Origin of the sequence: Ruania suaedae (assembly GCF_021049265.1) — a bacterium.
GTDB classification, from domain to species: Bacteria; Actinomycetota; Actinomycetes; order Actinomycetales; family Beutenbergiaceae; genus Ruania; species Ruania suaedae.
Genome location: NZ_CP088018.1, coordinates 1,783,336 through 1,795,630, shown reverse-complemented (window position 1 = coordinate 1,795,630; position 12,295 = coordinate 1,783,336). Strand labels below are relative to the sequence as shown.

The window sequence follows — 12,295 nt, the reverse complement described above, 5'->3', positions numbered from 1 at the left end:
GGGCCCGGGCATCCTGCCCCGGCCCGCCTGACCAACCTGTAGTGAGGACGATCGCGTGGCAACGACCAACGACCTGAAGAACGGCACCGTGCTCAACATCGACGGACAGCTCTGGTCCGTCGTGGAGTTCCAGCACGTCAAGCCGGGCAAGGGGCCGGCGTTCGTCCGCACCAAGCTCAAGGGCGTGACCAACGGCAAGGTCGTGGCCAAGACCTTCAACGCCGGCGTGAAGGTGGAGACGGCGAACGTCGACCGCCGCGACATGCAGTACCTGTTCATGGACGGCACCGGCTACGTCTTCATGGACACCAGCGACTACGAGCAAATCACCGTGCCCGAGGACATCGTCGGGGAGTCGAAGAACTTCCTTCTCGAGGGATCCGAGGTCATCGTCGCCCTGCACGACGGTCTCCCGCTCTACATCGACCTGCCCGCCTCGGTCGTGGTGGAGATCACCTACACCGAGCCCGGTCTGCAGGGTGACCGGTCCACCGGTGGCACCAAGCCGGCCACCATCGAGACCGGCTACCAGATCCAGGTGCCGCTGTTCCTCGAGGCCGGCACCAAGGTCAAGGTGGACACCCGCTCGGGTGACTACCTGGGCCGCGTGAACGACTGACGGATGGCCGCACGCACGAAGGCGCGCAAGCGGGCCGTGGACGTCCTCTACGAGGCTGACCAGCGCGCCGTCGCCTCCCAGGCCGGGGCCGAGCACTCCGATCCCGGCCGGCCGACCCCGGTCTCGGTCCTCGCCGAGCGGCTGGTCGAACCGGGCACGCAGACGGCGCTGCCCCAGTACTCGGTCGAGATCGTCGAGGGATTCGCCGCCCACGCCGAACGCATCGACGAGGTCCTCGCCACCTTCTCCCAGGGGTGGACGCTCGAGCGGATGCCGAGTGTGGACCGCGCCATCCTGCGGATGGGCACGTGGGAGGTGCTCTACAACGACGAGGTCGATGCCGCCGTTGCGATCGATGAGGCGGTCGGGCTCGCCCGCGAGCTGAGCACGGACGATTCGCCCAGATTCGTCAACGGCCTGCTCGGCCGGATCGCCGAGCTGGGACCCAACCTGGTGGACTGACGCCGTGCCGCCCGCCGACCCACCGCTGCCGCGCCGGCTGCGCGCGAGCTACGCCGCGGGGTCGGTGGGCACCGGCGGGTTCGGTACGCTGCCGGGCCTCGTCCTCAGCTACTACCTGACCGACGTCGTCGGCGTCGCCGCCGGTCTCGCCTCGCTGGTGGTGACCGTCCCGAAGATCTGGGACGTCGTCGTCGACCCGATCATCGGCGCCGCCAGTGACGCAGACGCCCGCCGGCGCGGATCACGGTCACGGCTGATGCTGCTCGGCGCGCTCACCCTCCCGGTCGCCTTCACCCTCCTCTTCGCCGCCCCCGGCTCGGGCGGCGCAGCGGCGATGTGGGTCGTCGGTGCCTACCTGCTGGCCACGACGGCCTTCTCCCTCTTCCAGGTCCCCTACATCGCCCTGCCGGCCGAGCTGGCGACGACGCCCACCGCGCGCACCCGCCTGCTCGCCCCCCGCATCGCCGTCCTCGCGGTGGTCATCCTGGCGTTCGGGGGAGGCGGGCCGCTGGTACGCGACGCGGCCGGGTCGGGCCGGACCGGCTACCTGGTGATGGCGATCGTCACCGGCGCCGTGATGGCGATCGGCATGGTGCTGGCCGCCACCGGGGCCGGACGCGCGACCCGCCGCCCGCCGCAGGCAGCCGACCCGCCCCGGCGATCGCCGTCGCCGGCGGCCTACCGCAGCGGCGCGGCCGCGCTGCGCGAGTGCGGGCCGCTGCGCACGCTGCTGACGACCTTCGTCCTGCAGGCCCTGGCTGCCGGGGCGATGCTGGCCGCCGCACAGTACGTGGCGACCTACGTGCTCGGGCGGGAGTCCGCCGTCACCGGCCTCTTCGTGGCGCTCGTCGCGCCGGCACTGCTGGTGATGGTGCCCGCACGCCGGCTCGCCGACCGGGTGGGCAAGAAGCGGGCGTACGTGCTCAGCAGCGTGGTCTTCGCGATCGCCTCCGGCTCCCTCGTGCTCATGAGCGCCGGGACCGGCTGGTGGCTGTACGCCGCCGTCGCCGTGGCCGGGGTGGCCTACGCCGGGATGCAGCTCTACCCGCTGGCGATGCTGCCGGACGTGATCGCCGACGACGCCCGCACCCGTCCCGGCGAGGAGGACCGGGCCGACCGGGCCGGGGTGATCGCCGGGGTGTGGACGGCGGGGGAGACCGCGGGCATGGCACTGGGACCGACGCTCGCGCTGGCCGTGCTGGCCCTGAGCGGATTCGTCTCCCGCACCGGCGGAGCCCCGGCCGTCCAACCCGAGTCGGCGCTGACGGCCGTGGTGGTCATCTTCAGTGCCCTGCCCGCCGCACTCGTGCTGATCTCCCTGGTCCCGCTGGCGCGCCATCGCCCGTCCCCGCACCTCCTGGAGGCACGATGACCGACGACCCCGCCGACATCCTGGCCGAGCTCAGCCGGATCCGGCACGCCGATCCACCCACCCACGGCGGCCGGGTGCTGTCCTACGTCTACGACCACGGCCGGCCGGAGCTCGATGCGCTGGCCGCCGAGGCGGCTGCGATGTTCCTGCCGGTGAACGGCCTGGACCCGACCACGTTCGCCTCCGTGGCGCGCTTGGAGCGCGATCTCGTGCGCTTCACCCGGTCGGTGCTGCACGGCGACGGCGAGGTGGCCGGCTCCGTCACCTCCGGGGGCACCGAGTCCTGCCTGCTCGCCGTCAAGTCAGCCCGCGACTGCTGGCTCGCCGCCCGCGGCGAGACGGACGCGAGTGGCGAGCGCCCCGAGCTGGTGCTGCCCACGACGGCGCACCCCGCCTTCCGCAAGGCGGCGCAGTATCTGGGGCTCACCCTGGCGGAGGTCCCGGTCGATCCCCGCACCGGGATCGTGGCCGCCGATGACGTGCTCGCCGCGATCACGCCCCGCACTGCCCTGGTAGTCGTGAGCGCGCCCAACTACCCGTTCGGCACGATCGACCCGGTCGCCCGGGTGGCGGCCGGGGCACAGCAACGCGGCGTGCCGGTCCACGTCGACGCCTGCATCGGCGGCTGGCTGCTGCCGTGGTGGCCCGAGAGGGACACGGGGGACAACACGGACGACCACGAGCGCTGGGACTTCGCCGTCGAGGGCGTCACGTCGATCTCGACCGACCTGCACAAGTACGGCTACGCGCCCAAGGGTGCCTCCGTGGTGCTCTACCGCGGCCGGGAGCGCCACCGGGCGCAGTACTACGCGACCACCGGGTGGCCGGGCTACCCGGTGGTCAACCCGACGGTGCTCGGCTCCCGGTCGGCGACCGCGAATGCGGCCGCGTGGGCGATCGTGCGGGCCCTGGGCACCGCGGGCTACGCCGAGCTGGTGGCGCGCACCGCCGCCGCGACCGGGGCGGTGCGCCGGGCCCTCGACGGCATCAGCGGACTCACCGTGGTGGGCGCACCGGCCGCCGCGCTGCTGGCCGTCCAGGCAGATCCGGATCGCGCGCCCGCGCATCAGGTCGATCCGTTCGCCTGGGTCGATGCCGTGCGCCGCCGCGGGTTCCTGCTGCAGGCCCAGCCCGCGTTCACCCAGCCGGACGGCACCACCCTGCCACGCACCGCGCACCTGACGATCACCCCGGCCACGGAGTCGGTCACCCGCGAGCTGGTCGCCGCTCTGCGCGAGGGGGCCGACGAGGTACGCGGGCGCCCGGCCACGGGCCCGCAGCCGGATCTCGTCGCCGAGGTTCTCACCCGCGGGCTGCCGGCGGAGATGGCACCGGTGCTGTCCACGCTGGAGGCGATGGACGGCGAGCAGGCGCGGACTGTCCTGACCGCGCTGCTGGCCTCCGTGATCGACCCCGACGTGGCGGAGGACACAGACGGCGGCGACTGAGCGGGGCGGGCCGCGCCGACCGGGTAGAGTAACGCCTCGGCACGCAAACCTTTAAGCCCGTCCCGTGAGGCGGGGAAGGAGGCACACGCCGGTGACTTCTGGCGCCCCAGCACGAGTGGTCCTCTCCGAGACCGACATCTCCCGGGCACTGACCCGTATCGCGCACGAGATCGTCGAACGCAACAAGGGCGCCGAGGAGGTGCTGCTGCTCGGGATCCCGACGCGCGGTGCCCCGCTCGCGGCCCGGATCGGCGCGCGGATCGCCGAAGCCGAGCCGGGCTCCCTGAGCACCGAGGACATCGTCGGCACGCTGGACCCGACGATGTACCGCGACGACCTGCGCCGCCAGCCCACCCGCGGGCTGGAGCCGACCCGCATCCCCGCCGCCGGTCTCACCGACAAGGTGGTCGTCCTCGTCGACGACGTCCTCTACTCCGGCCGGACCGTGCGGGCCGCGCTCGACGCGCTTTCCGACCTCGGCCGCCCTCGCGCCGTGCAACTCGCGGTGCTGATCGACCGCGGCCACCGCGAGCTGCCCATCCGGGCCGACTACATCGGCAAGAACCTGCCGACCTCACGCTCCGAACGGGTCAGCGTGCACCTGAGCGAGCTCGACGGCGCCGACGAGGTGGTGCTCTCATGAGGCACCTGCTCTCCGCCTCCGACCTCAGCCGCGACGAGGCCATCACCATCCTCGACACCGCCGCGACGATGGCATCCACCCAGTCCCGGGCGATCAAGAAGCTGCCCGCGCTGCGCGGACTGACCGTGGTCAACCTCTTCTTCGAGGACTCCACCCGGACCCGGATCTCCTTCGAGGCGGCCGCCAAGCGGCTCTCGGCCGATGTCATCAACTTCGCCGCCAAGGGCTCCTCGGTCTCCAAGGGGGAGTCCTTGAAGGACACCGCCCAGACGCTGCAGGCCATGGGCGCCGACGCGGTCGTCATCCGCCACCCCGCCTCGGGAGCCCCGCACCGGCTCGCGACGTCGGGCTGGATCGACGCTCCGGTGGTCAACGCCGGCGACGGCATGCACCAGCACCCCACCCAGGCGCTGCTGGACGCCTTCACGATGCGCCGCCACCTGATGCCCGAGGGGGGCACGGGCACCGGCCTGGAGGGCAGGCGGGTGGTCATCGTCGGGGACGTGCTGCACTCGCGGGTGGCGCGCTCCAACGTCGACCTACTGCACACCCTCGGCGCCCACGTCACCCTCGTGGCCCCGCCGACGCTGCTGCCGGTGGGGGTGCACACGTGGCCGTGCGAGGTCTCCTACGACCTCGATGCGACGATCGCGGCCACCGCCCCAGACGCGATCATGATGCTGCGGGTCCAGCGTGAGCGGATGTCGGCCGCCGGCGGCGGATTCTTCCCCTCCGCGGCCGAGTACTCCCGCCGCTACGGGCTGGACGCCGGCCGGTTCGACGCCCTCCCCGGGCACGCGCTCGTCATGCATCCCGGGCCGATGAACCGCGGCCTGGAGATCTCCGCCCGGGCGGCGGACTCCGATCGCTCCACCGTGGTGGAGCAGGTCGCCAACGGCGTGGCCGTGAGGATGGCCGTGCTCTACCTGGTGCTCGCCGGCAACGAAGGGACGCCCGCATGACCGACTACCTGATCACCGGTGCCCGCCTGCCCGACGGGTCGGTCACCGACCTGCTGCTGGCCGGCGGACGCATCGCCGCCACCGGAGCCGACGCCGCGGCCGGCGCCGACGCCGGCACGCGCCGCGTCGACGCCGACGGTCTCCTCGCCCTGCCCGGTCTGGTCGACCTGCACACCCACCTGCGCGAACCCGGCCGCGAGGACGCCGAGACGGTGGCCTCCGGGACCCGGGCGGCCGCCGTCGGGGGCTTCACCTGCGTGCACGCCATGGCGAACACCACCCCGGTGTCGGACACCGCGGGCGTGGTGGAGCAGGTCTGGCGCCTCGGCCAGGACGCCGGCTGGGCGCAGGTGCGCCCCGTCGGCGCCGTCACCGTCGGCCTCGCCGGTACCCAGCTGGCCGAGCTGGGGGCGATGGCCGACTCCGCGGCGCGGGTGCGCATGTTCTCCGACGACGGCATGTGCGTGCACGATCCGGTCCTCATGCGCCGTGCGCTGGAGTACGTCAAGGCCTTCGACGGCGTCGTCGCCCAGCACGCGCAGGAGCCGCGCCTGACCGAGGGCGCCCTGATGCACGAGGGCGTGGTCTCGGCCGAGCTCGGCCTGACCGGCTGGCCCGCCGTGGCCGAGGAGGCGATCATCGCCCGGGACGTGCTGCTCGCCGAGCACGTGGGCTCGCGGATCCACATCTGCCACCTATCCACGGCCGGATCGGTCGACATCGTGCGCTGGGCCAAGGCCCGCGGCATCCAGGTCACCGCCGAGGTCACCCCGCACCACCTGGTGCTGACCGACGAGGCGATCCGCGGCTACGACCCGCAGTTCAAGGTCAACCCGCCGTTGCGCACGGCCGAGGACGTCCAGGCCGTGCGCGCGGGCCTCGAGGACGGCACGATCGACATCGTCGCCACCGATCACGCCCCGCACCCGAGCGAGGCCAAGGACTGTGAGTTCGCCGCCGCCGCGATGGGGATGACCGGCCTGGAGACCGCGCTCTCGGTGGTCACCGAGGTGATGGTGAACGACGTCGCCCGCGACTTCGGCTGGGCCGACGTGGCCCGGACGATGTCGGCCACCCCCGCCCGGATCGGACGCGTGAGCGATCAGGGCCGGCCGATCGCCGCCGGCGAGCCCGCCCACCTGACCCTCGTCGACCCTGCCGCCCGCTGGCGGGTCGACCCCGCTGCGCTGCGCACCGCGAGCGAGAACACTCCCTTCGCCGCCCGCGAGCTCCCCGCGCGCGTGCTGGCCACCTTCTACCGCGGGGTGGCGACCGTGCTGGACGGCGAGCCCCAGGACGGGAGCACCCGATGACCACGACCACCCCGACGCCGGAGGAGCACGCCGTGCCCGCACCCTCAGATCTCGCCCTGCTCGTGCTCGAGGACGGGACCGTCGTCCGCGGTCGCGCCTACGGCGCGCGCGGCGCCACCTTCGGCGAGATCGTCTTCTCCACCGGGATGACCGGCTACCAGGAGACCCTCACCGACCCCTCCTACCACCAGCAGATCGTGGTGATGACGGCCCCGCACGTGGGCAACACCGGCATCAACGACGAGGACACGGAGTCGCGCCGGATCTGGGTCTCCGGCTACGTGCTGCGCGACCCCGCCCGCCGGCCCTCCAACTGGCGTTCGCGCCGCACCCTCGCCGACGAGCTCGCTGCCCAGGGCGTGGTCTCCATCAGCGACGTCGACACCCGGGCCCTGACCCGCCGGCTGCGCGAGGGCGGAGTGCTGCGGGCCGGGATCTTCTCCGGTGACGCCCTGCCCGACGTCGTCGACGCCCGGGCCGAGTCCGAGCTGCGCGAGCAGGTGCTCGCCTCGCCCGAGATGGCCGGCGCCAGCCTCTTCGACGCCGTCACCACCGCCGAGGCGTACGTGGTCGAGCCGACGGGGGCCTTCGCCGGCCAGGAGCCCATCGGCACCGTCGCGGCCCTCGACCTCGGCATCAAGTCGATGACGCCGCAGCGCATGGCCGAGCGCGGGTTGCGGGTGCATGTGCTGCCCGCCAGCACCTCCGCACGCGAGGTGCTGGCCCTGGAGCCGGACGGCGTGTTCTTCTCCAACGGCCCCGGGGACCCGGAGGCGGCCGAGCACGCCGTGGCGCTGCTGCGTCAGGTGCTCGACGCGAAGGTCCCGTTCTTCGGCATCTGCTTCGGCAACCAGCTGCTCGGGCGCGCCCTCGGCTTCGGCACCTACAAGCTCGCCTACGGCCACCGCGGTATCAACCAGCCGGTACAGGACGTGACCACCGGCAAGGTGGAGGTCACCGCGCACAACCACGGCTTTGCCGTCGACGCCCCGATCGGTGAGGCGACCACCGCCCCCTACGACGGGGGCCGGTACGGCCGGGTGCTCGTCTCCCACGTGGGCCTCAACGACAACGTCGTGGAGGGCCTGCAGTGCCTGGACCTGCCCGCCTTCTCCGTGCAGTACCACCCCGAGGCGGCCGCCGGCCCGCACGATGCCGCCTACCTGTTCGACCGCTTCGTCGACCTGCTCACCACCACCGCGAAGGACCACGCCTGATGCCCCGCCGCACCGACATCTCCAGCGTCCTGGTCATCGGCTCCGGGCCGATCGTCATCGGCCAGGCCGCCGAGTTCGACTACTCCGGCACCCAGGCCTGCCGCGTGCTGCGGGAGGAGGGGCTGCGGGTCATCCTCGTCAACTCCAACCCCGCGACGATCATGACCGACCCCGAGTTCGCCGACGCCACCTACGTCGAGCCGATCACCCCCGAGGCCGTCGCGGCCATCATCGCCCAGGAGAAGCCGGACGCGCTGCTGCCGACCCTGGGCGGGCAGACCGCGCTGAACGCCGCCATCGCGCTGGACAAGGCCGGAGTGCTCGCCGAGCACGGTGTCGAGCTGATCGGCGCCAACATCGAGGCCATCCACCTGGCCGAGGACCGCGAGCAGTTCAAGGGCGTGGTCGAGCGGTGCGGGGCGGAGTCGGCCCGCAGCTCCATCTGCCACTCGATGACCGAGGTGCTGGCGGCTGTTGAGGACCTCGGCTACCCGCTGGTGGTGCGCCCCTCCTTCACGATGGGTGGCTTGGGTTCGGGCATCGCCTACGACGAGGCCGAGCTGCGTCAGATCGCCGGCGCCGGGCTGCACTACTCACCCACCACCGAGGTGCTGCTGGAGGAGTCGATCCTCGGGTGGAAGGAGTACGAGCTCGAACTCATGCGCGACCGCAACGACAACGTCGTCGTGGTCTGCTCGATCGAGAACGTCGACGCCGTCGGCGTGCACACCGGTGACTCCACCACCGTGGCCCCGGCGATGACCCTGACCGACCGCGAGTACCAGAAGCTGCGCGATGTCGGCATCGCGGTGATCCGTGAGGTCGGGGTGGACACCGGTGGGTGCAACATCCAGTTCGCGGTCCACCCCGACAGCGGCCGGGTCGTGGTGATCGAGATGAACCCGCGGGTCTCGCGCTCCTCGGCGCTGGCCTCCAAGGCCACCGGCTACCCGATCGCGAAGATCGCCGCGCGGCTGGCGGTGGGCTACACCCTGGACGAGATCCCGAACGACATCACCGGGACCACCCCCGCCTCGTTCGAGCCGACGCTCGACTACGTGGTGGTCAAGGTGCCGCGCTTCGCCTTCGAGAAGTTCCCGGCCGCCGACCCGACGCTGACCACGACGATGAAGAGCGTCGGGGAGGCGATGGCCCTCGGACGCAACTTCACCGAGGCGCTGCAGAAGGCGATGCGCTCGATCGACTACGCCGGTTCCAGCTTCGACTTCGCTTCCCCGGCCCCCGACGCCGAGGAGACGGCGGCGCTGCTGGAGTCGATCCGCACCCCCACCGATCACCGCATGCTGGACCTGATGCGGGCGATCCGGGGCAGGGCGGAGCTGTCCGAGCTGTTCGATGCCACCTGGATCGACCCCTGGTTCCTGGACCAGCTGCAGCTGTTGCACGAGGTGGCCGAGGAGCTGCGGGCGGCGCCGGAGCTGACCTCGGACGTGCTCGCCGGGGCCAAGCGGCACGGTTTCTCCGACGCGCAGATCGCCGGTGTGCGCGGGCTCGGCGAGGCCACCGTGCGCGAGATGCGCCACGCCTACCGCATCCGGCCCGTGTACAAGACGGTCGACACCTGCGCCGCGGAGTTCGCGGCGCGCACGCCGTACCACTACTCCAGCTACGACGCCGAGACCGAGGTGCAGCCGCGCGAGCGCCCGGCCGTGCTGATCCTGGGCTCGGGCCCGAACCGCATCGGGCAGGGGATCGAGTTCGACTACTCGTGCGTGCATGCGGCGCTGGCCCTGAAGGACTCCTACGAGACGGTCATGATCAACTGCAACCCGGAGACCGTCTCCACCGACTACGACACCGCCGACCGGCTCTACTTCGAACCGCTCACCTTCGAGGACGTGCTGGAGATCTACGAGGCCGAGCTCGCCGTCGGGCCGGTCGCGGGCGTGATCGTCCAGCTCGGTGGGCAGACCCCGCTGGGTCTGGCCGACGCCCTCGCCGAGGCCGGCCTGCCGATCTGGGGAACACCGCCCTCGGCGATCGACGCCGCCGAGGACCGAGGTCAGTTCGGCCAGGTGCTCGTGCAGGCGGGCCTGCCCGCACCCGCCTTCGGCACCGCCGCCACGCTGGTCGAGGCCGAGGAGATCGCCGACCGGATCGGCTACCCGGTGCTGGTGCGCCCCTCCTACGTGCTCGGCGGGCGGGGGATGGAGATCGTCTACGACCGGTCCCAGCTGGTCGACTACGTCTCCCGCGCCACCGGGACCGAGGACCGGCACGCGATGCTGCCCGCACCGGTGCTCGTGGACCGGTTCCTGGACCAGGCGATCGAGATCGACGTCGACGCGCTCTACGACGGTGAGCAGCTGTTCCTGGGCGGGGTGATGGAGCACATCGAGGAGGCCGGCATCCACTCCGGTGACTCCGCGTGCGTGCTGCCGCCGGTCACGCTCTCGGACTCGATGATCGCCCGGATCCGTACCTCCACCGAGGCCATCGCCGCCGGGGTGGGCGTGCGGGGGTTGCTGAACATCCAGTTCGCCCTCACCGCCGACGTGCTCTACGTGCTCGAGGCCAACCCACGCGCCTCCCGCACGGTGCCGTTCGTGGCCAAGGCCACGGGCGTGCCGCTGGCCAAGGCCGCGGCGCTGCTGATGAGCGGGCAGTCGATCGCCGAGCTGACCGCCTCGGGGGTCCTGCCCGACACAGACGCCTCGGTCACCGACCACGGCGCCCCGCTGGCGGTGAAGGAGGCGGTGCTGCCGTTCAAGCGCTTCCGCACGGCCACCGGTCAGGTGGTCGACACCGTGCTCGGACCGGAGATGCGCTCGACCGGTGAGGTAATGGGCTACGACGTCGACTTCCCGCTGGCCTTCGCCAAGTCCCAGGCGGCGGCCTTCGGGGGCCTGCCCACGCAGGGGACGGTCTTCGTCTCCGTGGCGGACCGGGACAAGCGTTCGCTGACGCTGCCGGTGAGCCGCCTGGTCGAGCTCGGCTTCCGGATCCTGGCCACCGCCGGGACCGCCTCGGTGCTGCGCCGCAACGGCATCGCCGCGCAGGTGGTGCGCAAGGCCTCCGAGGGGCCGGGACCGGACGGTGAGGGCACGATCATCGACCTCATCACCGACGGGCAGGTGGACATGGTGCTCAACACCCCGGGCAGCAAGGGCGCCCGCGCGGACGGTTACGACATCCGTGCCGCCACGACCGCCGCCGACCGTGCGATCGTGACCACGATGCAGCAGTTCACGGCAGCCGTGCAGGCGATCGAGGCGATCCGGAGGGGCCCGTTCGCGGTGAAGTCCCTGCAGGCCCACGACGGCGACCGCGCCGAGCGACTGCGCGCCGCCGAGGCCACCGTGGTGGGGGCTGGCGCGTGAGCACGCCGGCGCCGTTCGGCCGCCGTCTGACCGCGGCGATGGACCGCTACGGACCGCTGTGCGTGGGCATCGACCCGCACGAGGCGCTGCTGCGGGCGTGGGGCCTGCCCGTCAGCGCCGGGGGCGTACGGGAGTTCGCGCTCGGCGCGGTGGCGGCCTTGCGCGGCGTGGTGGGCGTCGTCAAGCCGCAGGTGGCCTTCTACGAACGGTTCGGCAGCGCCGGGATCGCGGCGCTGGAGGAGACGGTGGCCGCCTGCCGGGACGCGGGGCTGCTGTGCATCGTCGACGCCAAGCGCGGCGACATCGGCAGCACCATGGCCGGCTACGCGAGCGCCTACGTAGGGGAGGGTTCGGCACTGGCAGGGGACGCCGTCACCGTCTCGGCCTACCTCGGGTTCGGCTCGCTCGAGCCGGTCCTGGAGCAGGCGCACGGCACCGGGCGCGGTGTGTTCGTGCTCGCGCTGACCTCCAACCCCGAGGGCGCGCAGGTCCAGCACGCGCGCGCGGAGGACGGCCTCAGCGTGGCCGCGCGGATCGCCGTGGAGGCCCAGCGACGCAATGCCGCGGAACTGGCGGCGGGGGAGCCGCTGGGCAGTGTGGGCCTGGTGGTCGGCGCCACGGTGGGTGCGGCCCCTCGCCGCCTCGGCCTGGACCTGGCCGCCGTGGGCGGCCCGCTGCTGGCACCGGGCCTGGGCGCCCAGGGTGCCGGGGTGCACCAGGTGCGCGAGGTCTTCGCCGGCGCCGAGCGGGCGGTGCTGCCCTCCAGCTCCCGGGACGTCCTGCGGGCCGGGCCCGATCCGGCTGCCCTCGCCGCCGCGGCCGCCGCAGCACAGGAGGACCTGCGCTCGCTGCGCACCCCCTCGGCAGGTGCCCCCGATTGATTTGCACCGACCGGCTCGCTACGTTGCCAGGCATACG

General features: G+C 72.6%; 10 protein-coding genes. All 10 read left to right on the top strand.

From position 1 onward, the window contains the following. Positions 1-55: 55 nt before the first annotated feature. Positions 56-619, top strand: coding sequence for an elongation factor P (efp, locus tag LQF12_RS08340; protein ID WP_231052485.1), 564 nt, complete (start codon positions 56-58; stop codon positions 617-619). A gap of 3 nt (positions 620-622) precedes the next feature. After that, the gene (nusB, locus tag LQF12_RS08335; protein ID WP_231052484.1) at positions 623-1,081 is read left to right on the top strand and encodes a transcription antitermination factor NusB; all 459 of its coding nucleotides are present in this window, start codon (positions 623-625) and stop codon (positions 1,079-1,081) included. A 4-nt stretch (positions 1,082-1,085) separates the two neighbouring features. Beyond that, positions 1,086-2,453: an MFS transporter gene (locus tag LQF12_RS08330; RefSeq protein WP_231052483.1), complete on the top strand. Its 1,368-nt coding sequence runs from the start codon at positions 1,086-1,088 to the stop codon at positions 2,451-2,453. After that, positions 2,450-3,901, top strand: a complete 1,452-nt coding sequence (locus tag LQF12_RS08325) for a pyridoxal phosphate-dependent decarboxylase family protein (protein WP_231052482.1) — start codon at positions 2,450-2,452, stop codon at positions 3,899-3,901. Before LQF12_RS08330 ends, LQF12_RS08325 begins: the two co-directional genes overlap by 4 nt. Positions 3,902-3,992: 91 nt before the next feature. After that, positions 3,993-4,544, top strand: a complete 552-nt coding sequence (gene pyrR / locus LQF12_RS08320) for a bifunctional pyr operon transcriptional regulator/uracil phosphoribosyltransferase PyrR (RefSeq protein ID WP_231052481.1) — start codon at positions 3,993-3,995, stop codon at positions 4,542-4,544. Continuing rightward, entirely contained in the window at positions 4,541-5,506 is a 966-nt protein-coding gene (locus tag LQF12_RS08315; protein WP_231052480.1) for an aspartate carbamoyltransferase catalytic subunit, read from the top strand. The genes pyrR and LQF12_RS08315 overlap by 4 nt, the downstream gene beginning before the upstream one ends. Further along, complete coding sequence (locus LQF12_RS08310; RefSeq protein ID WP_231052479.1) at positions 5,503-6,819, top strand: dihydroorotase; 1,317 nt, start codon at positions 5,503-5,505, stop codon at positions 6,817-6,819. Before LQF12_RS08315 ends, LQF12_RS08310 begins: the two co-directional genes overlap by 4 nt. Beyond that, the gene (carA, locus tag LQF12_RS08305) at positions 6,816-8,036 is read left to right on the top strand and encodes a glutamine-hydrolyzing carbamoyl-phosphate synthase small subunit (RefSeq protein WP_231052478.1); all 1,221 of its coding nucleotides are present in this window, start codon (positions 6,816-6,818) and stop codon (positions 8,034-8,036) included. The genes LQF12_RS08310 and carA overlap by 4 nt, the downstream gene beginning before the upstream one ends. Beyond that, positions 8,036-11,377 carry a carbamoyl-phosphate synthase large subunit gene (carB, locus tag LQF12_RS08300; protein WP_231052477.1) on the top strand — a complete coding sequence of 1,114 codons (3,342 nt, stop codon included), beginning with the start codon at positions 8,036-8,038 and terminating at the stop codon, positions 11,375-11,377. Before carA ends, carB begins: the two co-directional genes overlap by 1 nt. Next, positions 11,374-12,258 (top strand): orotidine-5'-phosphate decarboxylase, encoded by an 885-nt coding sequence (pyrF, locus tag LQF12_RS08295; protein ID WP_290370669.1) that lies wholly within the window; start codon positions 11,374-11,376, stop codon positions 12,256-12,258. The genes carB and pyrF overlap by 4 nt, the downstream gene beginning before the upstream one ends. Positions 12,259-12,295 lie beyond the last annotated feature (37 nt).